This is a genomic window from Microbacterium sp. NPDC089321 (genome assembly GCF_040684935.1).
GTDB lineage: Bacteria > Actinomycetota > Actinomycetes > Actinomycetales > Microbacteriaceae > Microbacterium.
This window is the reverse complement of the sequence record NZ_JBFBGX010000002.1, coordinates 933,835-957,111: the sequence shown is the minus strand read 5'-3', so window position 1 is coordinate 957,111 and position 23,277 is coordinate 933,835. Positions and strand designations below refer to the sequence as shown.

The 23,277-nt window shown below is 68.5% G+C and carries 21 protein-coding genes; 15 read left to right on the top strand and 6 right to left on the bottom strand.

What is annotated here, in order from left to right:
- The first annotated feature begins 37 nt into the window (after positions 1–37).
- From AB0N59_RS12630 to holA, 3 genes are read left to right on the top strand one after another with little or no spacing between them, the layout of a single operon-like run.
- Positions 38–691 (top strand): ComEA family DNA-binding protein, encoded by a 654-nt coding sequence (locus AB0N59_RS12630; protein WP_363483670.1) that lies wholly within the window; start codon positions 38–40, stop codon positions 689–691.
- Entirely contained in the window at positions 688–2,946 is a 2,259-nt protein-coding gene (locus AB0N59_RS12625; protein ID WP_363483666.1) for a ComEC/Rec2 family competence protein, read from the top strand. The genes AB0N59_RS12630 and AB0N59_RS12625 overlap by 4 nt, the downstream gene beginning before the upstream one ends.
- Before the next feature lie 29 nt (positions 2,947–2,975).
- Positions 2,976–4,022 (top strand): DNA polymerase III subunit delta, encoded by a 1,047-nt coding sequence (holA, locus tag AB0N59_RS12620; protein ID WP_363483663.1) that lies wholly within the window; start codon positions 2,976–2,978, stop codon positions 4,020–4,022.
- A gap of 62 nt (positions 4,023–4,084) precedes the next feature.
- Here the strand turns inward: holA and rpsT are convergent, their stop codons facing one another.
- The 6 genes from rpsT to AB0N59_RS12590 form a co-directional block, all read right to left on the bottom strand.
- The gene (gene rpsT, locus AB0N59_RS12615; protein ID WP_182253380.1) at positions 4,085–4,345 is read right to left on the bottom strand and encodes a 30S ribosomal protein S20; all 261 of its coding nucleotides are present in this window, start codon (positions 4,343–4,345) and stop codon (positions 4,085–4,087) included.
- A 161-nt stretch (positions 4,346–4,506) separates the two neighbouring features.
- Positions 4,507–5,235, bottom strand: coding sequence for an alpha/beta hydrolase (locus tag AB0N59_RS12610; protein WP_363483659.1), 729 nt, complete (start codon positions 5,233–5,235; stop codon positions 4,507–4,509).
- A gap of 90 nt (positions 5,236–5,325) precedes the next feature.
- Complete coding sequence (locus tag AB0N59_RS12605; protein ID WP_204973830.1) at positions 5,326–7,038, bottom strand: ABC transporter family substrate-binding protein; 1,713 nt, start codon at positions 7,036–7,038, stop codon at positions 5,326–5,328.
- 117 nt (positions 7,039–7,155) lie between these two features.
- Positions 7,156–9,081, bottom strand: a complete 1,926-nt coding sequence (locus AB0N59_RS12600) for an ABC transporter ATP-binding protein (protein WP_363483656.1) — start codon at positions 9,079–9,081, stop codon at positions 7,156–7,158.
- The gene (locus AB0N59_RS12595; RefSeq protein ID WP_363483653.1) at positions 9,078–9,989 is read right to left on the bottom strand and encodes an ABC transporter permease; all 912 of its coding nucleotides are present in this window, start codon (positions 9,987–9,989) and stop codon (positions 9,078–9,080) included. The genes AB0N59_RS12600 and AB0N59_RS12595 overlap by 4 nt, the downstream gene beginning before the upstream one ends.
- Positions 9,989–10,972: an ABC transporter permease gene (locus AB0N59_RS12590; RefSeq protein WP_204973827.1), complete on the bottom strand. Its 984-nt coding sequence runs from the start codon at positions 10,970–10,972 to the stop codon at positions 9,989–9,991. Before AB0N59_RS12590 ends, AB0N59_RS12595 begins: the two co-directional genes overlap by 1 nt.
- A 250-nt stretch (positions 10,973–11,222) precedes the next feature.
- On the opposite strand from AB0N59_RS12590, the gene lepA reads away from it, so the two are divergent.
- The 12 genes from lepA to AB0N59_RS12530 all read left to right on the top strand — a co-directional run bounded on the left by lepA (position 11,223) and on the right by AB0N59_RS12530 (position 23,135).
- Positions 11,223–13,073, top strand: a complete 1,851-nt coding sequence (gene lepA / locus AB0N59_RS12585) for a translation elongation factor 4 (protein WP_363483649.1) — start codon at positions 11,223–11,225, stop codon at positions 13,071–13,073.
- Between the two features lie 60 nt (positions 13,074–13,133).
- Complete coding sequence (locus tag AB0N59_RS12580; RefSeq protein WP_363483646.1) at positions 13,134–13,784, top strand: DUF1990 family protein; 651 nt, start codon at positions 13,134–13,136, stop codon at positions 13,782–13,784.
- Entirely contained in the window at positions 13,784–15,010 is a 1,227-nt protein-coding gene (hemW, locus tag AB0N59_RS12575) for a radical SAM family heme chaperone HemW (RefSeq protein WP_363483643.1), read from the top strand. The genes AB0N59_RS12580 and hemW overlap by 1 nt, the downstream gene beginning before the upstream one ends.
- 76 nt (positions 15,011–15,086) lie before the next feature.
- Positions 15,087–16,121: a heat-inducible transcriptional repressor HrcA gene (gene hrcA / locus AB0N59_RS12570; protein ID WP_363484245.1), complete on the top strand. Its 1,035-nt coding sequence runs from the start codon at positions 15,087–15,089 to the stop codon at positions 16,119–16,121.
- Positions 16,122–16,164: 43 nt separating this feature from the next.
- On the top strand, positions 16,165–17,271 hold the full coding sequence (dnaJ, locus tag AB0N59_RS12565; RefSeq protein WP_363483640.1) for a molecular chaperone DnaJ: 1,107 nt from the start codon (positions 16,165–16,167) through the stop codon (positions 17,269–17,271).
- Positions 17,272–17,299: 28 nt separating this feature from the next.
- A complete protein-coding gene (locus AB0N59_RS12560) occupies positions 17,300–18,028 on the top strand; it encodes a 16S rRNA (uracil(1498)-N(3))-methyltransferase (protein ID WP_363483637.1) in 729 nt (242 codons plus the stop codon).
- A gap of 14 nt (positions 18,029–18,042) precedes the next feature.
- Positions 18,043–18,390 (top strand): HIT domain-containing protein, encoded by a 348-nt coding sequence (locus AB0N59_RS12555; RefSeq protein ID WP_363483634.1) that lies wholly within the window; start codon positions 18,043–18,045, stop codon positions 18,388–18,390.
- 85 nt (positions 18,391–18,475) lie between these two features.
- Positions 18,476–19,501 (top strand): PhoH family protein, encoded by a 1,026-nt coding sequence (locus tag AB0N59_RS12550; protein ID WP_363484243.1) that lies wholly within the window; start codon positions 18,476–18,478, stop codon positions 19,499–19,501.
- Entirely contained in the window at positions 19,498–19,956 is a 459-nt protein-coding gene (gene ybeY, locus AB0N59_RS12545) for an rRNA maturation RNase YbeY (RefSeq protein ID WP_204973819.1), read from the top strand. Before AB0N59_RS12550 ends, ybeY begins: the two co-directional genes overlap by 4 nt.
- Positions 19,953–21,245 (top strand): hemolysin family protein, encoded by a 1,293-nt coding sequence (locus AB0N59_RS12540; protein ID WP_363483629.1) that lies wholly within the window; start codon positions 19,953–19,955, stop codon positions 21,243–21,245. The genes ybeY and AB0N59_RS12540 overlap by 4 nt, the downstream gene beginning before the upstream one ends.
- On the top strand, positions 21,238–22,155 hold the full coding sequence (era, locus tag AB0N59_RS12535; protein ID WP_363483626.1) for a GTPase Era: 918 nt from the start codon (positions 21,238–21,240) through the stop codon (positions 22,153–22,155). Before AB0N59_RS12540 ends, era begins: the two co-directional genes overlap by 8 nt.
- 29 nt (positions 22,156–22,184) lie before the next feature.
- Positions 22,185–23,135, top strand: a complete 951-nt coding sequence (locus tag AB0N59_RS12530) for an NADP-dependent oxidoreductase (RefSeq protein WP_363483623.1) — start codon at positions 22,185–22,187, stop codon at positions 23,133–23,135.
- Positions 23,136–23,277: the final 142 nt, after the last annotated feature.

Genomic DNA, 23,277 nt, shown 5'->3' with positions numbered 1-23,277 from the left:
GCCCGGCGCGGTGCGAAGCGCGGTCTAGCGTTGCAGGGTGCCAGCTGACGAACCCTCCGAGTCGCGCGCCGGTGCGCGCTCGCGCCTCAGGCTCGGCGTCGGAGCCGCCGTGACGCTCGGGCTGGTGGTGCTCTCAGCGGCGGTGGGGTGGGGCATTCTGCGCGGGCAGGCTGCACCGGTCGAGAGCATCGCGCTCGGTGACGGCTCTCCGACATCTGCTCGAGAGAGCGACGCATCGGGGGTCGCTCCGGCCGACGGTCTGTACGTCCATGTGCTCGGGGAGGTCGCCGCGCCGGGGCTGTACATCGTCGACCCTGAGGCCCGACTCGTGGACGCGCTGGCGGCGGCGGGCGGCACGCTCGACAGCGCAGACCTGCACGCGGTGAACCTGGCCAGGCCGCTGAGCGATGGCGAGCAGATCGTCGTGCCGAAGATCGGCGCCGAGCCGGCGCAGGGAGCTGCAGGGGCGCCAGGTGCAGGTGGCAGCCCGGACGAGGACGGGATCGTCAACCTGAACACCGCGGACCCCGCGGCACTCGAGACCCTGCCGCGAATCGGGCCGGCCCTCGCTCAGCGGATCATCGACTGGCGTGATGAGAACGGGGGATTCCGCTCTGTCGACGATCTGCTGGCCGTGCCCGGTATCGGCGAGAAGCTGCTCGCCGGCGTACGCGAGAAGGTGCGGGTGTGAAAGACCTGCGCACCGCCCTGCTGGCGGTGGTGCTGTGGGGCGTCGCTCTGCTGCTGGTCCATCTGCCTGATCTCGCCGTCCCCGCGATCGGCGCAGGAATCGGCGGTGCCGTGCTCTTGGTCGCTGTGCGGCGACGCGGTGCCGGCCTCGTCGTGCTCGCACTGCTGTGCGGTGCGGGGCTGGCAGCCACCGTCTCTGCAGCCCAGGCGACACGAGAGCTCCTCGCCGCACAGGACGGGCACGTGATCGAGGCTCTGGTGGAGGTCACCTCCTCGGCGTCCACGGGGCGTGACGGGCGGCTGTGGTTCGACGCGCAGACACTCGAGATAGGGCCGCCGGCGCAGCAGCAGCGGATCAGCGCCCCGGTGCGCATCGGAGTGGACCCTGTCGACGGCGCAGACCTCGGTGCTGTCCTGCGTGTCACGGGGCAGGGCAAGCGCACGGATGCCGGGGAGCGCGCCGCCCTGGTCGTGTTCGGTTCCCGTGCTGAAGTGGCTCGACCGGCAGCCGGGATCTTCGCGGTCGCCGCCGGGGTGCGTGGGGGCTTCATCGAGCGCGCCGGAGCACTGCCAGAACCCGGCGCGGGGCTCCTGCCCGGCCTCGCCGTAGGCGATACGAGAGCTGTGACGCCAGACGTGAGCGCCGCGATGCTGGCCTCGGGCCTCAGTCACCTCACCGCCGTCAGCGGCGCCAACTGCGCGATCGTCGTCGCAGCCGTCTTCTGGCTCGTGTCCCTGTGCTCCGGAGGGCTGTTCCTGCGCGTCGCCCTGTCGCTGCTCGCGCTCGGGTCCTTCGTCGTGCTCGTCACGCCGGAGCCGAGCGTCGTGCGCGCATCGGTGATGGCGTCACTCGCCATGCTCGCTGTGCTTCTCGGCCGCCCGAGCGCGGGATTGCCGATGCTGTCGCTGGCGGTCTGCGGCCTGCTGATCGCCGACCCGTGGCTGGCCGCCACACCGGGTTTCGCCCTCTCGGCGGCGGCGACCGCCGCTCTGCTCCTGCTGTCGAGGCCGCTGCTGCGCGGACTCGACAGGTGGATGCCCGGGCCGCTGGGGCTGGCGCTGTCGGTGCCGCTGGCAGCGCAGCTCGTATGCGGCCCGATCGTCGCACTGTTCTCCGACACGCAGTCGATCGTCGGAGTGGTCGCCAATCTTCTGGCGGCGCCTGCCGCGCCCATCGCGACGGTCATCGGGCTTCTCGCCTGCCTCGCTGCACCTCTTCCCGTGCTGGCGGATCTGCTCGCTGCGGCGGCCTGGCTGCCTGCGGCCTGGATTCAGACGACCGCGACCGTGACGGCGGGCCTTCCCGGCGCGACAGCGGCTGTGCCGGCTGGCCCTCTGGCAGCGCTCGTGGTCGCCGTGCTGAGCACCGCGGTCACGCTGATGCTCGTCCGGCCACGTTCGAGACGACTGCATCTCACCGCCGCGGCGGTGGTCGTCGTCGCCCTGGCGGTATCGGCGGCACGGATGCTGCTCACCGGGCCTCTCGCATCCATGACCGCGCCGGGGGAATGGTCGATCGCCGCATGCGACATCGGGCAGGGCGACGCGGTGCTCATCAGGTCAGACGGCCACACGGCACTGGTCGACACGGGTGCTGATCCCGATGCCCTCGGCCGCTGTCTCGCCCAGACCGGAACCGACCGGATCGACCTGCTCGTGCTCACCCACTTCGACCTCGATCACGTCGGTGCGGCGACATCGCTCGCGGGAAGGGTCGCGACGGTGCTGCACGGACCGGTCGCCGAGCCCGCCGATCAGAGGATCCTCGACGAGCTGGCGGCGGAGGGCGCGGTGCTCCGGGAGGGCGCTGTCGGCACGCACGGGGTGCTCGGCGCGGCCCGATGGCGTATCACCTGGCCGCCGCCGGACTCAGCGGCGTTCCCCAGCGGCAACGACGCGAGTCTCGTCGTCGACGTCGCCGGCGGGGGAGTGCCGCGGATGCTGATGCTCGGCGACCTCTCTGCGGCTCCTCAGCGGCAGCTGCTGTCGAGCGGGCGCGTGAGCGGTCGCTACGCCGTCGTCAAGGTCGCGCACCACGGCAGTCGGGACCAGGAGCCGGCACTGTACGCCGAGGTCGCGGCGCCGGTGGCGCTGATCAGCGTGGGGGAGGGGAACGACTACGGGCATCCTCGCAGGGAGACTCTCTCGCTGCTCGAGGCGGCGGGCTCTCGGGCGCTGCGCACCGACCGGCGTGGGCTTGTGCTGCTGGGCGAGCACGACGGGCGGCTCGCCGTGTGGACCGAGCGGCAGGAGTGAAGGTCGGCACCCGCCGGTAGGCTGAGAGGATGGCAGCTCCTCGTTCTTCGGCACGCAGCACGGCCGCGAAGGGCGCCAAGATCCCGCAGGTCTCGTGGCGTGAGCCGCGACCCGCTCCGATCGTGCTCGTCTCGGGTCCTGAAGAGGTGCTCGCCGAGCGTGCGATCGCCGGTGTGCGCGACTACCTGCGCGCTGAAGACCCTGCGCTCGAGGTCAGCGACATCCGAGCCGATGACTATGCTGCAGGCAGCCTGCTCGGTCTCACCTCCCCATCGCTGTTCGGCGAGCCTCGTCTCGTTCGTGTGGCAGGGGTCGAGAAGTGCACCGACGCCTTCCTGCAGGAGGCCGTGCGCTACCTCGAGGCCCCGCAGGAGGGTGCGACGGTGATCCTCCGGCACACCGGAGCGACCGTGCGCGGCAAGAAACTGCTCGACGCGGTGCGCGCCGGCACCGGCGGCGGAATCGAGATCCCCTGCGCCGCCGTCAAACGCGACTCCGACCGGGTCGACTTCGCCGCAGGCGAGTTCAAGGCCGTGAAGAAGCGCATCCAGCCGACCGCGCTGCGCGCGCTCGTCTCGGCCTTCGCCGACGACCTGACCGAGCTCGCCGCGGCGTGCCAGCAGCTGATCGGCGACGTCGAGGGCGACATCAAGGATGACGTCATCAGCAAGTACTACGGCGGCCGGGTCGAGGTGTCGGCCTTCGTCGTCGCAGACACCGCGATCGCCGGTCGCTACGGCGAGGCTCTCGTCGCGCTGCGTCACGCTCTGGCATCGGGAGCCGATCCTGTTCCCATGGTCGCCGCCTTCGCCATGAAGCTGCGCACCATGGCTCGCGTCGCCGGCCGCCGTGAGCCCAGCCGCCAGCTCGCGCAGCAGCTGGGCATGAAGGACTGGCAGGTCGATCGCGCCCGTAAAGACCTTGCAGGGTGGAACGAGCGCTCGCTCGGCATGGCGATCCAGGCCACCGCCCGCGCTGATGCCGAGGTCAAGGGCGCCGCACGCGACCCGATCTTCGCTCTCGAGCGCATGGTGACGGTCGTCGCCACCCGTGATGCCTTCATCGCGTCTCACTGACCGGGTACAGCAGAAGGCCCGCCCCGCGAACGGGACGGGCCTTCAGAGCAGAGTGCTTCAGCTCAGAGCGCGGCGACCTGCTTGGCGATGGCCGACTTGCGGTTCTTCGCCTGGTTCTTGTGCACGACACCCTTGCTGACGGCCTTGTCGAGCTTCACGGAAGCGACCTTGAGGGCGCCCTCTGCGGCCTCCTTGTCGCCGGCGGCGATGGCCTGGCGGGTCTTGCGGACCAGCGTCTTCAGCTCGCTCTTGACGGCGCGGTTGCGCTCCTGAGCCTTCAGGTTGGTCTTGTTGCGCTTGATCTGCGACTTGATGTTTGCCACGTGTGGACACTTTCTGTCTGGATGGGAATCGGATGCTGCCGACGGTAGAGGGACGCCGCACAGCGGTCGTGAGGGACGAACCCACACGCAAGCCAAGAAACAATACTACCAGCAGCGAGACCCAGGTGTGGAACCCGCCCCATCGGCCCGCCGATCCCCGCTCACGCCGACTCTCGAGCATCCACGACCGCGGTCGCCAGCCGCAGCACCGCATTGAAGACCGACGGGCGCATCGCCGTCACCAGATGCGATGCCCGGGGGACGACGATCAGCTCGGCGTGCGGCGCAAGACGCTGGAACAGCCCCTCGTTCACCCTCAGCTGGTCGAACTGCCCGTTCACGAACCAGAGCGGAACCCGGATGCGCGAGAGCGATGTCGAGAGGTCGAGCGCCTCGAGACTGCTCAGCGCCGCGTCCTGCGCGTCGAACGCGTACCCGCCTGCAGCGAAGTCTCCGCGGGTGTCGACGGGCAGAGTCGCCGCGAGCACCCGATCCGTGAGCCACTGTCCGCGCCCCGGAAGAGAGTTCATGGCCCCGGCGAGCACGCGGTACGCACGCAGCGCCGGCCCGCGGGGAAGAGCGGTGCAGGACACCGCGACGACGCCCGCGATCGGCGGCGGGTCCTCGCCGCCGGCATAGGCGAGCGAGAGCAGCCCGCCCATCGAGTGGCCGACGAGCAGCACCGGACCGACAGCGGCGGCCCTGCGCACAGCGACGTCGATCGTGTGCAGAGCCTCGTGCAGAGAGAAGTCCTCATCCATCCGCGTGCCGTGCGCGGGCAGATCGACGGCTGCCGCCGCGATGCCGTTCTCGGACAGCCACGCGAGCTGCGAGCGCCACATCGTCGCCGACGTGCGGATCCCGTGCACGAGGACGACCTGAACGCTCACACCTTCAGCATAAGAAGAAAGCGGGGCCGGTGGATCCTCCACCGGCCCCGCTCGTCGGGCGCTGTGCGGTCAGCTCAGCGACCCGTCAGATCACTTCTCGTAACCCACGTTCTCCACCGGCTGGATGCCGAAGAGGTCGAGGCCCACGTAGGGCTCGGGGGTCAGGTTCGCGAGACCCTCCTTGACGGTCCAGATCTCCGGGCCGTTGAAGGCGGGAAGCAGGCCCCACGTCTGCGACATGATCTCGGCCTCCATCTCCATGGCCTTGATGGTCTGCTTCTCGGGGTCGGAGATGGTCTCCAGCTCCTCGTGGATCATCTTGTCGATCTCCGGCGTCTGGGTGCCGGTGAGGTTCAGGCTGTCGCCCTGGCAGTACAGCTGGCAGAACCACGCCGCGCCGAACGGGTCGGACGAGGTGAAGTTCAGGAAGAAGATGTCACCGTTCTGGGTGTTGTAGTCCTCGGCGAAGTCTGCCGACGGACGCATGTCCACCTCGACCTCGACGCCGACCTTCTTCAGCTGCGCCTGCACGGCGAGCGAGCGAGCCTTGGCGGTCTCGGTGTCGCTGTGCACGGGGAAGACGAGCTTCAGCCGCTCGCCGTCCTTCTCGCGGATGCCGTCATCGCCTGCGACCCAGCCGGCCTCATCGAGGAGCTTGTTCGCAGCCTCGGTGTCGCCGTCCTTGCGGCCGGCCTTCTCGAGCGAGTTCGAGTAGTTCGGCTGGAACGAGAACAGGGTGAGCGAGCCCGCCGGGTCCTCGGTGTAGTTCAGGCCGTTGAAGACGATCTTCTTGACCTCTTCGAGGTTGATCGCGGTCATGACGGCCTTGCGAACCTCGAGGTCCTCGAGTGCCGGCGACTTGGCGTTCAGGGTGAACAGCGCGTTCGCGGTGGCCTGACCCTTGTAGGTCTTGACGCCCTTGAGGTCCTCGACCTGCGCGAGCAGCTCGGCGGAGCCGGTCTCGGCCATGTCGACCTCGCCGTTGCGCAGCGCGTTGACGGCGGCGGTCGGCTCCATCTGGATGAAGCTCACCTCGTCGAGCAGCGGCTTCTCGCCCCACCACTTGTCGTTCGGCTCGAGGGTGACGACGCCACCGGTCTTGTCGAACTCCTTGATCGTGTACGGGCCGGCGGCCCACTCCGGGTGCCAGTCACCGAGGAATGCGGTGTTGAACTTCTCCGGGGTGTCGACGGCCGGGTGCAGCAGCTGCGAGTAGACCATCTCGGGCCAGGCGAACTCGCCCTTGAAGGTGACGATGACGTCGCGGTCGTTCTCGCCGGCCTCGACGGACTCGATCTCCTTCCAGCCATCGGTGGAGTTCGGCTGGTACTCCTCGTTCTCGCCGCTCTGCGCCTGCCAGGTCGCCTTGAACGCCGAGACGTCGATCGGGGTGCCGTCGTTCCAGACGGCCTTCTCGTTGACCTTGAAGTGCAGGACGGTCTTGCCGTCCTCGACACCGAACTTGTACTCGTCGAGGTACGCGTCGTTCTTGTAGACCGTTCCGTCCGGCTTCATCAGCAGGATCTGGGGACGGAACCACGTGCCGATCTGGGTGACGCGTGCGTCGCCGTCGCCGTGGAAGTAGTTGAGCTGCTCGGCGATGTTCGAGACGGGGATGCGAAGCTCGCCGCCCTGCTTGAGGTTCTCGCGCGGCTGCGGGTTGTAGTCCGCACCGGTGACCGTCTGGGCGTCGCCCTCGTCGCCGGTTCCGTTGCCGTTGCCCGCGGGTGCACATCCGCTCATGACGAGTGCGAGGGCGCCACTGAGGGCTGCGATGCCCACCAGCTTCTGATGCCGTTTCATGGTACTCCTTAGTGCCTGTCGGCCTTTCTTGGGGATAGGGGCAGACTAACTCCGCCCCTGCAACGCGGTTCGACCCCACAGCCGTTTCGTTATCGGACTGTGCATATCGATCGCGAGTCAGGAAGCGGCGACCGCATCGAACCCGTCGACGGGGAGGATGATGCGCTCGCGGGTGCGCTCGATGTCGGGATCCGGGATCGGGATCGCCGACAGCAGAGCCTTCGTGTACGGGTGCTGAGGGGCGTCGAACACCTGGTCGACATCGCCCTGCTCGACGAAGGCGCCCTTGTACATGACGGCGACGCGATCAGCGATGTGCCGGATCACCGCGAGGTCATGCGCGACGAACAGGTACGAGAGACCGAGCTTCGCCTTGAGCTCGTCGAGGAGGTTGATCACTCCGGCCTGGATAGACACGTCGAGCGCCGACACCGGCTCGTCCAGCACCACGATCTTCGGGTTCGTCGACAGCGCGCGGGCGATGCCGATGCGCTGACGCTGACCGCCCGAGAACGCCTGCGGGAAGCGGTCGACGTGAGCCGGGTCGAGACCGACCAGCCCCATCAGCTCCTCCACGCGGTCGAACACCTCGGACTTGGGCATCCCGATCGCCAGCATCGGCTCGGCGATGATGTCCCACACCGTCATGCGCGGGTCCAGTGCGCCCATCGGATCCTGGAAGACGATCTGCAGGTCGCGGCGCAGCTTGCGCTCCTGCGCACGGTTGCGGATGTCCGCCACGCTGGTGCCGGTGATCCGGATGTCGCCGTCCTCCTGCTTCACCAGATCCATGATCTGCAGCAGCGTTGTCGTCTTGCCGCTGCCCGACTCGCCGACGATCGCCAGCGTCTCGCCCTCGCGGATGTCGAAGCTGATGCCCTTCACCGCCTGGACCTCGCCGACCTTGCGCTTGAGGAACGAGCCCTTCATCAGCGGGAACGACTTCTTCAGGTTGACCGCCTCGAGCGTGATCGGACGCTGCTCGCGCGGGATGCGGGTCAGCGTGCTCTCGGGGATCACCGGAACGGGGTACACCGGCAGTCCGCCGATCATGCCCTGGTCGTCGATCTCGTGGGCGCGGATGCAGGCCACCGTATGCGGCGCGTCGCCGTCGGTCCCGATCGGCATGAGGTCGGGCTCGCGCTGGACGCATGCGTCGATCGCGATCGGGCAGCGCGCGGCGAACGGGCAGGCGTCCGGCAGATCGATGAGCAGCGGCGGGTTGCCCTTGATCGGGATCAGCGGCACCTTCTCGCTCTTGTCGACGCGCGGGATCGCCCCGAGCAGGCCGATCGAGTAGGGCATGCGGGTGCGGTAGAACAGCTCGCGCACGGGCGCGTGCTCGACGGGCTTGCCGGCGTACATCACCAGCACGTCGTCAGCGGTCTTGGCGACCACGCCCATGTCGTGCGTGATCATGATCATGGCGGCGCCGGTCTCGTCCTGAGCCTTGTCCATGAGCTCGAGGATCTGCGCCTGGATCGTCACGTCGAGGGCGGTCGTCGGCTCGTCGGCGATGATCAGCTTCGGGTTGTTGGCCATCGCGATCGCGATCACGACGCGCTGGCGCATGCCGCCCGAGAACTCGTGCGGGAACGACTTCATGCGGCGCTCGGGCTCGGGGATGCCGACCAGGGTCAGCAGCTCGACGGCACGGTTCCAGGCATCCTTCTTCGGCAGGCTGCGGTGCACGGTCAGCGCCTCGATCAGCTGGTCGCCGATCGTGAACACCGGCGTGAGCGAGGTGAGGGGGTCCTGGAACACCATCGCCATGCCGTTGCCGCGGATGACCGAGAGCTGCTTGTCGGACTTGCCGATGAGCTCCTGTCCGTCGAACATGATCGACCCGGTGACCTTGGCGTTCTCGTCGAGCAGGCCCATGATGGCCAGCGACGTGACCGACTTGCCCGAGCCGGACTCGCCGACGATGCTGAGGGTCTTGCCCGCCTCGAGGTCGAACGAGACGCCGCGCACGGCGTCGACGCGTCCTGCTTCGGAGGCGAAGCTGACCTTGAGGTCGCGAACGGAAAGAACAGTACTCATGCGCGACCTCCAGCCGCCGAAGTCGGGTCGAGGGCGTCACGCAGGCCATCGGCGATGAGCGCCATCGACACGGTGAGCAGGGTCAGAGCAGCAGCGGGGAAGTAGAACAGCCATGGTGCACTGACGAGCGTGCTCGAGCCGTACCCGATGAGCGCACCCAGCGAGACGTCGGGCAGCTTGACGCCGAAGCCGAGGAACGACAGCGCCGTCTCGGTGACGACCGCGTTCACGACGCCGATCGTGAAGTTGATCACGAGAAGCGATCCGATGTTCGGGAGCATGTGCCGCAGAACGATCTTGATGCCCGAGATGCCCGCGTAGCGCGCGGCGTGGATGTACTCCCGCTCGCGGATCGAGAGCGACAGCGTCCAGATGATGCGCGCGGGCATGAACCAGCCGACGACGAAGATCATCACCAGCGAGATGACGATCCAGTTCCCGCCGGCGTCGTTCGAGATCATCGCGAGGATGAGGAAGTTGGGGATCACCATCATGAAGTGGATCACCGTGAGCATGATCCGCTCGTAGGGGCCGCCGAAGTAGGCGGCGGTGGCTCCGATCACGGCCGACAGCGCGGTCGTTCCGATCGACACCACGGCCGCGATCATCATCGAGCGCTGCAGACCCGTGGCCACCTGGTAGAAGTTGTCGTTGCCCGAGCCGTTCGTGCCGAACCAGTGCGTCGCGTCCGGTGGCGTGCGCAGCGCCATGAAGTCGAGGTCTTCCGGACCGTAGGGCGAGATCAGCGGTCCGATGACCGAGAACAGCACGAGCAGGGCGAGCACGACGAGGCCGATGACCGCGCCGCGGTTGCGCAGGAAGCGCCGTGTGTACAGCGACAGCATCGACGTGCGCTTGCGCGCCTTGGGCGCGACGCCGGCCGGGGGATTCGTGGTGATGGAGGACATCAGCTCACCCGCACTCTCGGATCGAGGATGACGACCATGGCATCGGCGAGGATGGCGCCGATGGCGGTCATGAGGGCACCGAACGCGGCAACGGCTACCGTGCCGTGCACGTCGTTCGTGTTCAGGGTCGTGATGAAGTAGCTGCCCATGCCGCGCCAGTTGAAGATCGTCTCGGTGATCACGGCGCCGGTGAAGACCAGCGGGATGGTGAAGGCGACCTGGGTGGTGACGGGGATCAGGGAGGTGCGCAGCGCGTGCTTGCGGATGGCCTGCTGCTTGGTGAGGCCCTTCGCACGGGCGGTGCGCACATAGTCGGCCTTGATGTTGTCGAGCAGCAGCGATCGCTGCAGGAAGTGGATCTGCGCGTATCCGACGATCACGAGTCCGATGGTCGGAAGCGCGAGATGCTGCAGCGCGTCGATCAGGACGGGGAAGAAGCCCTCGACGCCCTTGCTCGATGAGCCGACCACGTAGAAGACGGTGGTGCCGACCCAGTTGTTGAAGCCGATCGCGAGCAGCACGAGACCGAAGCCGGCGACGACGGTCGGGATGTTCATCGTCACGATGCTGGTCGCCTGGCCGATGCGGTCGGCGAGCTTGTACTGTCGCGATGCCGTGTAGACGCCGAGCGCGATGCCGATGACCGTGGTGAGGATCGTCGCGCCGAGCACGAGCTCAGCGCTCACCCAGACGCGGTAGGCGACCTGCTCGTTCACCGACTCGCCGGTGGGGCCCATGCCCCAGTCCCAGTGCAGGACGATGTTCGAGAGCCAGGTCCACCAGCGCTCCACGAGCGGAACGTTCTCGCTGAGGTTGCGCGGCCGGAGCAGACCGTCGATCTGCTCGGGCGACATCGGCGGGCGGCGCTGGGAGTAGTTGTTCTCTGGGTCGAGATACAGCCAGGCGAGGAAATAGGTGATGTTCGTCGCGATGACGATCATCAGCACCCACCCGATGAGGCGGCGCAACAGATACTTGATCAACGTGGGGAGTCTTTCTCTTTTACAGACGCACGCGGGATCTGCCGACGCAACGCTGGGTCGGGATGCATTCACACACACCCCCGGGGGAGCGAACGCCGTAGACACGGTGGCCCGTGACGGAGTCTTGTCACCGACGGCATCCAGTGCCATCAGAGCAACTTCGCGAGACTATCACCGGTCGGCACGAATGGGTGATCCGCCCGCCTGAACGTAGACTTGCCTGAACCCTCTCGGACGCCTCAAGGACCACATGTCACCCCGCGCTCTCACCCCGCTGTCGCCTGCGGCGACGCCCGCCACGCAGATCCGCAACTTCTGCATCATCGCCCACATCGACCACGGCAAGTCGACGCTGGCCGACCGGATGCTGCAGGTCACCGGATCTGTCGCGGATCGCGACATGCGCGCGCAGTACCTGGACCGCATGGACATCGAGCGAGAGCGCGGCATCACGATCAAGAGCCAGGCCGTGCGGATGCCCTGGTCGGCAGAGGGCGAGACGTTCGCCCTCAACATGATCGACACCCCGGGGCACGTCGACTTCACCTACGAGGTGTCGCGGTCGCTGGCCGCGTGCGAGGGCGCCATCCTGCTCGTCGACGCCGCGCAGGGCATCGAGGCGCAGACGCTCGCCAACCTGTACCTCGCGCTCGAGAACGACCTGCACATCATCCCGGTCTTGAACAAGATCGACCTGCCGGCGGCAGACCCCGAGAAGTTCGCCAAGGAGCTCGCCGATCTGATCGGCGGCAAGCCGGAGGACGTCCTCCGCGTCTCCGGCAAGACCGGCGTCGGCGTCGAGGAGCTTCTCGACAGGATCGTGCAGGACATCCCCGCCCCGGTCGGCGATCCGGATGCCCCTGCCCGCGCCATGATCTTCGACTCGGTGTACGACTCGTACCGAGGCGTCGTCACCTATGTGCGCATGGTCGACGGCCAGCTGAACCCGCGCGAGCGCATCCAGATGATGTCGACCAAGGCGGTGCACGACCTGCTCGAGATCGGCGTGTCGAGCCCCGAGCCGATCCCGTCGAAGGGACTCGGCGTCGGCGAGGTCGGCTACCTCATCACCGGTGTGAAGGACGTGCGCCTCTCGAAGGTCGGCGACACGGTCACGACGGCCCGGAACGCCGCGACCGAGGCGCTGGCCGGCTACACCGACCCCAAGCCGATGGTCTTCTCGGGCATCTACCCGATCGACGGCAGCGACTACGCCGAGCTGCGCGAGGCGCTCGACAAGCTCAAGCTGTCCGACGCCTCCCTCCAGTACGAGCCCGAGACATCCGTCGCGCTGGGCTTCGGCTTCCGCTGCGGCTTCCTCGGCCTGCTGCACCTCGAGATCATCACCGAGCGTCTGTCGCGCGAGTTCGGACTCGATCTCATCACCACCGCTCCGAGCGTGATCTACGAGGTCACCACCGACACGGGTGAGAACGTGACGGTCACCAACCCCAGCGAGTACCCGGATGGGCGCGTCGCCTCGGTCGCCGAGCCGATGGTCAAGGCGGCGATCCTGCTGCCGAAGGACTACGTCGGCACCGTCATGGAGCTGTGCCAGTCTCGGCGAGGCTCGCTGCTCGGCATGGAGTACTTCTCGGAGGAGCGCGTCGAGCTGCGCTACATGATGCCGCTCGGCGAGATCGTGTTCGACTTCTTCGACCACCTCAAGTCCAGGACTCAGGGCTACGCCTCGCTCGACTACGAACCCGCCGGAGTCCAGGAGGCCGACCTGGTGAAGGTCGATGTGCTGCTGCAGGGCGACAAGGTCGACGCCTTCAGCGCCATCGTGCACCGCGACAAGGCCTATGCCTACGGCACGCTCATGACCGAGCGGCTGCGCAAGCTCATCCCTCGTCAGAACTTCGAGGTGCCGATCCAGGCTGCCATCGGCGCGCGGATCATCGCGCGCGAGACCATTCGCGCACTCCGCAAGGACGTGCTTGCCAAGTGCTACGGCGGTGACATCAGCCGCAAGCGCAAGCTGCTCGAGAAGCAGAAGGAGGGCAAGAAGCGCATGAAGATGGTCGGCCGCGTCGAGGTGCCGCAGGAGGCGTTCATCGCGGCCCTGTCCGGTGACGTCGAGGGCAAGGACAAGAAGTAGCCCACCGCGAAGGCGGTGTCGTTCGGAGTCTGTTCAGACAGGTCACTTAGGCTGGAGATCATGCGGCGCGGGACTTTCCGAGAAGGCACGGTGGACTATGCCGCGGTGGGTGCGACCCACGCGCCCGACCTCATGCAGTATCCGCCGGAGCGCAGCATCCCGGCCGAGGACTCATGGCGTCTCGGCAGCGGCGAGGATCGCTTCCGCACCGCAGGCGAGGCCCTTCTGTCGTGGACGGCGCAGCGCGCAGCCGGTCTCGAGCTGCGCGACGTGCGCCCGGCCGCGGGGTCGGCGTACACGGGCGTCAGCTTCGATGCGGAGGGGGCGCCCATCGCGCCGAACCGCACCCAGGTCGAGCAGCGCTTCGCCGCCGACGGCATGCCCTTCGTCGCACCGGGCATGACGCTCAAGCTGCACGGCCGTGTGAAGGGCATGCGGGCGGATGCCGAGCTGCGCGTGATCTCGGTGACCGAGGAGCGTCGTCGCATCGGGTTCGTCCTCGGCACGGTGGGCGGCTCGGTGGTGAGCGGCGAGGAGTCGTTCGACATCGAGTGGCGCGAGGACACCGACGAGGTGTGGTTCACGGTTCGCGCGTTCGATGCCCCTGTCGCGCTGCTGTACCGCCTTCCCGGCATGGTGCGTCGCCGGCGCCGCGAGCTGTTCGCGCTGTACCTGCGCGCCATCTCGCCGCTGTATGCGACGCCGATCTGATGGCGGGTGCTCTTCCGCTGGGCGATCCTGCGCCCTCCGACGGCCGTCTTCCCGAAGACCTCGCGGTGGATGCTGCGACTCCCTTCTCCGCTTATCTGCACGTGCCGTTCTGCCGTGTGCGCTGCGGATACTGCGACTTCAACACGTATACGGCGACCGAGCTGCGCGGCGCGAAGCAGGACGAGTACGCCGACACGCTGATCCGCGAGATCGCACTCGCCCGCGACGTGCTCGACGAAGCCGGGGGCATCCGTCCGCTCGACACCGTGTTCTTCGGCGGAGGCACACCCACTCTGCTGCCCGCCGGTGATCTGGCGCGGATGCTCACCGCGGCGACGGCGGCCTTCGGCATCCGGGACGGCGCCGAGGTGACGGTCGAGGCCAACCCCGACACCGTCACGCCCGAGGTGGTGCGGACGCTGGTGGATGGCGGTGTGACCCGCCTCTCGATCGGCATGCAGTCGGTCGTGCCGCACGTGCTCGCCGCCCTCGACCGCACGCATCGTCCCGAGAACGTGCGCATGGCCGTCGATGCCGCTCGGGACGGCGGGCTCGACGTCAGCGTCGACCTCATCTACGGTGCACCGGGGGAGTCGCTGGCCGACTGGGAGCAGTCGCTCGACGCCGCGCTCGCCCTCGGACCCGATCACATCTCGGCCTATGCGCTGATCATCGAGGACGGCACCAAGCTCGCCAGGCAGATCCGTCGCGGCGAGGTCCCCGCACCCGATGACGATCTGCAGGCCGACATGTACGAAGCAGCCGATCAGCGGCTGGGCGCGGCCGGGTTCGACTGGTACGAGGTGAGCAACTGGGCGCGCGCCGACGGCCGCGACCACCGTTCGCGACACAACCTCGCATACTGGCGCGGATCGGACTGGTGGGGATTCGGACCGGGTGCGCACAGCCACGTCGCGGGTCTGCGGTGGTGGAACGTGAAGCATCCGGCCGCCTATGCTCAGCGGCTCGCACGGGGGGAGTCGCCCGCAGCCGGGCGAGAGCGGCCGGATCTCGAGGCCCGCACTCTCGAGCGGGTCCTGCTGCAGAGCCGGCTGGCGGAGGGACTGCCCATCGACGACATCGTCGAGAGTCGCCGTGACCGCGTCGCCGAGCTCATCTCCGACGGCCTCGCCGATGCGACCGCCGCGCTGCGAGAGCGCCGGGTGCGGCTGACGCTGCGCGGACGGCTGCTGGCCGATGCCGTCGTGCGCACGCTCACCGAGTGATCGCCGCGCCGCTCCGGCCACAGCTCCTCAGGGTAGGATTGGCACTCGGAACGTTCGAGTGCCAGCGGGAGGGATGATGGTCACACAGCGAGGACTGGAGGTCCTCCGCGCGATCGTGCAGGACTACGTCGCCACGCACGAGCCGGTCGGCAGCAAGTCGATCGTCGAGCGGCACGCGTTCGGCGTTTCGGCGGCGACCATCCGCAACGACATGGCCCAGCTCGAAGACGAAGAGCTCATCACGGCGCCGCACACCTCGTCCGGCCGGGTGCCGACCGACAAGGGCTACCGCGTCTTCGTCAACCACCTCGCTCAGCTGCGTCCGCTCTCGGCACCGCAGCGCACCGCCATCGAATCGTTCCTCGCTGCGCCCAGCGACCTCGACGACCTGATGGCGCGCACCGTGCGCGTGCTCACGCAGCTGACGGGCCAGGTCGCGCTCGCGCAGTACCCGTCGTTCGCGCGGGCGAGCATCACCCATGTCGAGCTCGTCGCCCTCGCGCCGAATCGCGTGCTCGTCGTGCTGGTCACCGACGCGGGCGGTGTGTCGCAGCGCATCTCGCCTCTGCCGATCGACATCGACGACGCCGATCTGGCTGTGCTGCGGGCGCAGCTGGCGGCGCTCGTCACCGGTCGCGCCGTGGGCGAGGCCGCCGAGCGCATCGCCTCGGCGATGGAGCCGAAGACGGGTGCGCGTCTGCAGCCCGCTCTCGGCGCTCTCGCCGCCGTGATCGCGGAGGAGCTGGCCGAGTTCCGGCAGGAGCGGCTGGTGATGGCAGGGGCGGCGACCCTCGCACGCCGTGAGCAGGACTTCCGCGGCAGCATCCATCCTCTGCTCGAGGCGATCGAGGAGCAGGTCACCCTTCTTCGGCTGATGAGCGAGATGGTGACCGACGAGCACGGGCTGGCCACGAGCATCGGCACCGAGAACGCGCCGTTCGGGCTCGGCGAGGCGTCGATCGTCGCGAGCAACTACGCCGCACCCGGCGGCACGGCGCGCGTCGGCGTGATGGGGCCGACCCGCATGGACTATCCGAGCAACCTCGCCGCAGCCCGGGCCGTGGCCCGCTACCTGTCACGGATGCTCGAAGAAGACGAGGCCGCCCGCTGATGCGGACGGCCGAACACACGAACGCACACGAAGAAAGGTGACCGTGGCGGATCACTACGAGGTCCTCGGGGTGTCGAGAGACGCTTCCCAGGACGAGATCAAGAAGGCGTACCGCAAGCTCGCTCGGCAGCTGCACCCGGACGTCAACCCGGGCGAAGACGCGTCAGAGCGGTTCAAGCTCGTTACGCACGCCTACGACGTGCTGAGCGACGAGGACTCGCGCCGCCGGTACGACATGGGCGGGGACCAGAACGGCGGCTTCGGAGGGTTCGGCGGCTTCGGCGACATCTTCGAGACGTTCTTCGGCGCGGCCGGGGGCGGACGCTCGGCGCGCCCTCGCTCGCGTCGTGAGCGGGGGCAGGATGCGCTGGTGCGCATCGACCTCGAGCTCGGCGACGTCGTGTTCGGCGTTCACCGCGACATCGAGGTCGACACTGCGGTGCTCTGCGAGACCTGCCAGGGCAGCTGCTGCCAGCCGGGAACATCGCCGGTCACCTGCGACGTCTGCGGCGGCAGCGGTCACGTGCAGCGCCAGGTGCGGAGCCTCCTCGGCAACGTGGTCACGACCCAGCCGTGCGGCAGCTGCGAGGGCTTCGGCACTGTCATCCCCAACCCGTGCGGTTCGTGCGCGGGTCAGGGCCGGGTTCGCTCGCGTCGCACCGTAGCGCTCGACATCCCCGCCGGCGTCGAGACCGGCCTGCGCCTCCAGCTTCCCGGATCGGGCGAGGTCGGCCGCGCCGGCGGTCCGAACGGCGACCTGTACGTCGAGGTCTCGGTCGCACCGCATCCGGTGTTCAGCCGCGACGGCGACGACCTGCTCGCGACGCTCGAGGTGTCGATGACGGATGCCATCCTCGGCACCACGACGAGCATCGAGGGACTCGACGGCCTCGTCGACCTCGAGCTGCGTGCGGGCGTGCAGTCGGGCGACGTGCTCACGATCGGCGGGCGGGGCATCACACCGCTGCGCGGGTCGCAGCGCGGTGACCTGCGCGTGGGCGTGCAGGTCATCACTCCGACCAAGCTCGACGGAGCGCAGCGCAAGCTCATCGAGGACTTCGCGAAGAAGGCCAAGGCGCCGGCGCCGAAGCTCGCTCAGTTCCAGCAGGGGCTGTTCTCGAAGCTGCGCGATCGATTCCGCAGCCACTGACCGACCCTTCCCAGCCGATCGGAGCCCCATGGCCCTGCACTTCGTCGTACCCGACTGCACCGATGCCGCCGTCGGTGAGCTCGTGAGACTGACGGGCGCCGAGGCGAAGCACGCCTCGGTCGTCCGCCGCGTGCGCGTGGGCGAGACCGTCACGATCGGCGATGGCCGCGGAGTATGGCTCGAGGGTGCGGCTGAAGACGTCTCGGCGTCGCAGGTGTCGGTGCGGATCACCGAGCGTCGCGTACAGGACGGCCCCGAGACGCGCATGGTGCTCGTGCAGGCGCTCGCCAAGGGAGACCGCGACGAGATGGCGGTGCAGGCGGCCTGCGAGCTCGGCGTCGACGAGATCGTTCCGTGGCAGGCCGCCCGCAGCGTGTCGCGCTGGGAGGGTCCGAAGGCAGCCAAAGGCCGCGAGCGCTGGGCGAGCATCGTGCGGGAGGCCGCCAAGCAGGCGCATCGCGCCTGGGTCCCCGAGGTCGCGCCCGTGCACTCGACCGCCCAGCTGGTCGAGCGAGCGGCCCATTGGCGTCTGCTCGTGCTGGATCCGTGGACCGAGACGCCGCTCACGGGCATCCGCCCCGACGGACGCGATCTGATGCTGGTGGTCGGGCCGGAGGGTGGGATCGCGCCCGACGAGCTCGAGCGGCTCGAGGCGGCAGGCGCTGAGCGCGTGCGTCTCGGCGACACCGTGCTGCGCACCTCCACGGCCGGTCCTGCCGCGATCGCGGTGCTCTCGGCCAACCTCGGCCGCTGGTGAATAGACTTGCAGGCATGAGCGAACCCTCGATCTTCACCCGCATCCTGAACGGGGAGATCCCCGGCGAGATCCTCGCCGAGACCGACCGGGTCTTCGCGATCCGCGACATCAACCCGCAGGCGCCGCTGCACGCGCTCGTGATCCCCAAGACCGAGCAGTACCGCGACGTCACCGAGCTGGCAGCCGGCGATCCCGGCCTCATGGCGGACATGGTGTCGGTCGCCAAGCAGATCGCCACCGAGCACGCCAATGGCGAGTACCGCCTGATCTTCAACAACGGCGCGAGCGCCGCGCAGTCGGTCTTCCACGTGCACGCGCACGTGCTCGGCAATATCGAGGAGGGCAAGCTCGTTGGCTTCTGACGACAGCGCACATCCGGAGAGCGCACCACCCCAGTTCCCCGCTCAGCCCGAGCGCACCGAGCGGATCTACGCCGACGGCATCGCCATGGTGCAGCTGCTCGGTCCGCAGGACCGGCTGCTGAAGATGCTCGAGAAGCAGCACCCGAGCGTGCAGGTGCTGGTGAGGGGCAACGAGATCACGCTCGGCGGATCGACCGCAGACGTCGCCGCCGCCAGGCGCCTCGTCGAGGAGCTCATGGAGATGACGCGCTCGGGCCACGATCTCGCGCCCAGCGACGTCGAGCACTCCGCGCGCATCCTGCGCCGCGACGAGGGGCCGCGTCCGAGCGAGGTGCTGGGCGAGGCCATCCTGTCGACGCGCGGCAAGGTCATCCGCCCGAAGACGCTCGGGCAGAAGGAGTACGTCGACGCGATCGAGCAGAACACCATCGTGTTCGGCATCGGCCCCGCGGGCACGGGAAAGACCTATCTCGCGATGGCGAAGGCCGTGCAGGCGCTGCAGCGCAAAGAGGTGCAGCGCATCATCCTCACCCGCCCCGCGGTCGAGGCGGGGGAGCGGCTCGGCTTCCTGCCCGGGTCTCTGAACGACAAGATCGATCCATACCTGCGCCCGCTCTACGACGCGCTCAACGAGATGATGGATCCCGAGGTCGTGCCGCGGCTGATGGCCACGGGCACCATCGAGGTCGCCCCTCTCGCGTACATGCGCGGGCGCACTCTCAACGATTCGTACGTCGTGCTCGACGAGGCGCAGAACACGACGCCCGAGCAGATGAAGATGTTCCTGACGCGCCTCGGCTTCGGGACGAAGATGGTGGTCACCGGTGACATCACCCAGATCGACCTGCCGCAGGGTGCGTCGGGTCTGCGCCTGGTCACGCGCGTGCTCAGCGACATCGACGACATCCACTTCGCCCGTCTCACCAGCGATGACGTCGTGCGCCACTCTCTCGTCGGCCGCATCGTCGACGCCTACAGCGAGTACGACGAGCAGCGCACCGCTGCGCGCGTCGAGCGCGAGCAGGCGCACCAGTTCGCGAACCGAGCCGAGCGCCGCAGCGGGCAGCCGCAGAAACCCCGAGACCGCATGCCGAAGCGAGGCCTGAAATGATCGAGATCAACAACGAGTCTGCGATCGCGGTCGACGAGACCGTGCTGCAGCGGCTCACCGACTTCAACCTCGCTCAGCTGCACGTCAGCCCGGATGCCGAGGTCGCGATCGTGCTGGTCGACGAGGGTGCCATGGAGTCGCTGCACGTGCAGTGGATGGACGAACCAGGCCCGACCGACGTGCTGAGCTTCCCGATGGACGAACTGCGACCGGGCAGCGCCGAGAACCCCACTGCTCCCGGTCTGCTGGGCGACATCGTGCTCTGCCCGCAGGTCGCCGAGGCGCAGGCGCAGACCGCCGGTCACTCGCTGATGGACGAGCTCATCCTGCTCACGACGCACGGCCTGCTGCACCTGCTCGGCTTCGACCACGCCGAACCCGACGAGGAGCGTGAGATGTTCGGGCTGCAGAAGTCGCTGATCGAGGGCTTCGCGCGCGCCGAACGCGGTCGATGACCCCGGCGATACTCCTCGCGGCAGCCGTGCTGCTGGTCGCCTTCGGCGGCCTGATGGCCGCCGTCGACGCGGCGTTCTCGGTCAGCTCCACCAGTGACCTCGAGAACATGGCGGCCGACGGACGCAACGCCGATGCGCTCGCGCGGATCGCCGCCGACCCCGCGCCGCATGTGAACGCCGTCGCCTTCATGCGCGTGCTCTCTGAGACCACGGCGGCCGTGTTCGTGACGGTTGCGCTCGACGCGCTGCTGCCCAGCATCTGGTGGGCGATGCTCGCCGCGGCGGTGCTGATGACCGGCATCACGTTCGTGCTCGTCGGTGCCAGCCCCCGCTCGTTCGGCCGTCTGCACGCCGCATCGATGCTCCGCGCCTGGGCGCCGGTCGTGCACGGCATGCGCATTCTTCTCGGACCGCTCGCGCAGGCGCTGGTCTCGGTCGGTCAGCGGGTCACACCCGGTGCGGGACGCAGCAGCTTCGCATCGGAGGAGCAGCTGCTCAGCATGGTCGACGAGGCGGCGTCGAACCTGCTCATCGAAGAGGACGACCGCGATCTGATCCACTCGGTGTTCGACTTCACCGACCAGTTCGTGCGTGCCGTCATGGTGCCGCGCACAGAGATGATGACGGTGGATGCCGAGGCGACCACGACCGAGGCCATGGAGCTGTTCCTGCGCACGGGAGTCTCGCGCATGCCCGTCGTCGACGACGATGCGGACGACGTCGTGGGCGTGCTGTACCTGAAGGACCTCGTGCAGTTCGCGTACCGAGACGAGAGCGCATGGCGCGGCCGGCCCGTGCGGCCGATCGCCAGGCCCGCGGTCTACGTGCCCGAGTCGATGCGCGCAGAGACGCTGCTGCAGCAGATGAAGCGCGATGCGGTGCATGTGTGCATCGTGATCGACGAGCACGGCGGCATCTCAGGGCTCGTCACGCTGGAGGACCTCATCGAAGAGCTCGTGGGCGAGATCGCCGACGAGTACGATCGCGGACCGGCTGAGGTCGTCGAGCTGCCGGACGGCAGGTACCGGGTCAACTCGCGCCTCGGTCTGGAAGATGTCGGCGACCTGTTCGGGCTCGAGCTGGAAGACGACGACGTCGATTCCATCGGGGGTCTGCTCGCGAAGGCTCTGGGTCAGATCCCGCAGCCTGGCGTCACCGCGACGGTGAAAGGGCTGGTGCTCACCGGCGGCGCGTCTCGAGGACGCGGAAGAGGTATCGCGACGGTGTTCGTGGAGCGGGCACCCGAGGGCTGGGACGATGAAGGCGACGGAGGACACGGCGATGAGTGAGCAGACCGGAACGGCAGGGCACGAGACGCGAAGCGGCTTCGTGACGTTCGTCGGACGGCCGAACGTCGGCAAGTCGACGCTGACGAACGCGCTGGTGGGCGAGAAGATCGCCATCACGAGCGAGAAGCCGCAGACCACGAGGCGTGCGATCCGGGGCATCCTGAACCGCCCCGACGGACAGCTCGTGATCGTCGACACGCCGGGTATCCACAAGCCCCGCACGCTGCTCGGCGAGCGGCTCAACGATCTGGTGGAGCAGGTGCTGGGCGACGTCGACGTCATCGGCTTCTGCGTGCCTGCCACCGAGAAGGTCGGCCCTGGTGACCGCCGCATCGCGGCATCGCTCGATGGGTACTCGCGAGCGAAGAAGGTCGCGATCGTCACGAAGACCGATGCGGCCGACAAGGACGCCATCATCGAGCGGCTCATGGAGGTCGACTCGCTGCGTGAGGACTGGGCGGCGGTCATCCCGCTCTCGGCCCTCACCCGTGAGCAGCTCGACGTGCTCGCCGACGAGATGCTGCAGCTCATGCCCACCGGGCCTCGTCTGTACGAGGACGGCATCGTCACCGACGAGTCCGACGAGGACCGCATCGCGGAGATCATCCGCGAGGCGGCGCTCGAGGGCGTGAGGGACGAGCTGCCGCACTCGATCGCCGTCGTGGTCGACGATGTCGAGCCGCGAGAGGACAGCGATCTCACGGACGTCTACGCGTCGATCGTCGTCGAGCGCGACAGTCAGAAGGCGATCATCATCGGCCGCAAGGGTGCTCGCCTGCGCGACGTGGGGGCGGTGGCGCGCGAGGGCATCGAGGAGCTGCTGGGCACCCGTGTGTTCCTCAAACTGCATGTGAAGGTCGCGAAGGAGTGGCAGCGCGACCCGAAGCAGCTCGGGCGTCTCGGCTTCTGATCGGGCGGTCTCGACATGATTGAGCGCTGATGGCCGAGCACTGGGTCGCCCGCGAGTGGGGTTCGCCTGACGGGTGGCGTCTCGAGTCCGTCGACGTCGCGGCTCCGGATGCCGGCGAGCTGACCATCCGCGTGCACGCGGCCGGGGTCAACCCGGCGGACGCGAAGCATGTCGCGACGGCTCGCGCCGGTGTGGAGCTGCCCGTGCCCATCGGCTACGAGGTCTCGGGCGTCGTCACGGCGGTCGGTGCTGGCACCGAGATCGTCACCGGACCGGTGGCTGTCGGCGACGAGGTCATCGCGTTCCGTGTGCGCGGCGGGTACGCATCGGAGCTCACGGTTCCGGCCCAGAAGGTGCTGCGCAAGCCGTCCGCGCTGAGCCACGCCGAGGCGGCCAACCTGCTGCTCGCGGGCACCACTGCAGCCGCGATGCTGCACGCCGTCGGCGCGAGGCGCGGCGAGACGCTGCTGCTGCACGCCGCATCCGGTGCGGTCGGAGTGAGCGTGCTTCAGCAGGCAGCGGTGCAGGGCATCCGGATCATCGGCACGGCGAGCCGCGCCCGCTTCGACGAGGTGCGCCGCTTCGGCGGGATCCCCGTCGAGTACGGCGACGGGATGCTGACGTCTCGCGTGCGCGAGGCGATGGCACGCGCCGGAGTCGGGTCCATCGACGCGGCCCTCGACGCGGCCGGTACGAGCGAGGCGACGGAGACCTCGATCGCCCTCGTGCCGGATCGCAGGCGTATCGTCACCATCGTCGCCCCCGGTTCCGCGGCCGAGCACGGCTTCCTGGCGAGTTCGGGCTCCGACCCCGAGACGGCGAGATATCGCGACGGGGCGCGCATCCGCCTCGTCGAGGCGGCCGAGCGATGCGAGCTCGTGGTGCCCGTGTCGCACGAGTTCCCCCTCGCTCAGGCGCCGCAGGCGCTCGCGCTGCTCGCGCACGGGCATCCGGGCGGGAAGATCGCGCTGATTCCGTGATGGCGGCCGGGTGAGCATTGTGCTCAACGAGGTGCTAGCATCGAGGCATGCCTCTGGGCGGTCTGCTTCTTCTTAGCTGCCGCGACGAGTCCTGATCATCGGGCCTTCCTCGTCGCGGCGCTTGTGTTGGCCCGAGCACGTT

Excerpts from the sequence above, each read along its gene's own strand:
- holA (WP_363483663.1), top strand. The coding sequence starts at position 2,976 with ATGGCAGCTCCTCGTTCTTCGGCACGCAGCACGGCCGCGAAGGGCGCC.
- AB0N59_RS12605 (WP_204973830.1), bottom strand. The coding sequence starts at position 7,038 with ATGAAACGGCATCAGAAGCTGGTGGGCATCGCAGCCCTCAGTGGCGCC.
- AB0N59_RS12600 (WP_363483656.1), bottom strand. The coding sequence starts at position 9,081 with ATGAGTACTGTTCTTTCCGTTCGCGACCTCAAGGTCAGCTTCGCCTCC.
- AB0N59_RS12595 (WP_363483653.1), bottom strand. The coding sequence starts at position 9,989 with ATGTCCTCCATCACCACGAATCCCCCGGCCGGCGTCGCGCCCAAGGCG.
- lepA (WP_363483649.1), top strand. The coding sequence starts at position 11,223 with ATGTCACCCCGCGCTCTCACCCCGCTGTCGCCTGCGGCGACGCCCGCC.
- AB0N59_RS12580 (WP_363483646.1), top strand. The coding sequence starts at position 13,134 with ATGCGGCGCGGGACTTTCCGAGAAGGCACGGTGGACTATGCCGCGGTG.
- hemW (WP_363483643.1), top strand. The coding sequence starts at position 13,784 with ATGGCGGGTGCTCTTCCGCTGGGCGATCCTGCGCCCTCCGACGGCCGT.
- hrcA (WP_363484245.1), top strand. The coding sequence starts at position 15,087 with ATGGTCACACAGCGAGGACTGGAGGTCCTCCGCGCGATCGTGCAGGAC.
- AB0N59_RS12560 (WP_363483637.1), top strand. The coding sequence starts at position 17,300 with ATGGCCCTGCACTTCGTCGTACCCGACTGCACCGATGCCGCCGTCGGT.
- AB0N59_RS12555 (WP_363483634.1), top strand. The coding sequence starts at position 18,043 with ATGAGCGAACCCTCGATCTTCACCCGCATCCTGAACGGGGAGATCCCC.
- AB0N59_RS12550 (WP_363484243.1), top strand. The coding sequence starts at position 18,476 with ATGGTGCAGCTGCTCGGTCCGCAGGACCGGCTGCTGAAGATGCTCGAG.
- ybeY (WP_204973819.1), top strand. The coding sequence starts at position 19,498 with ATGATCGAGATCAACAACGAGTCTGCGATCGCGGTCGACGAGACCGTG.
- AB0N59_RS12540 (WP_363483629.1), top strand. The coding sequence starts at position 19,953 with ATGACCCCGGCGATACTCCTCGCGGCAGCCGTGCTGCTGGTCGCCTTC.
- era (WP_363483626.1), top strand. The coding sequence starts at position 21,238 with ATGAGTGAGCAGACCGGAACGGCAGGGCACGAGACGCGAAGCGGCTTC.
- AB0N59_RS12530 (WP_363483623.1), top strand. The coding sequence starts at position 22,185 with ATGGCCGAGCACTGGGTCGCCCGCGAGTGGGGTTCGCCTGACGGGTGG.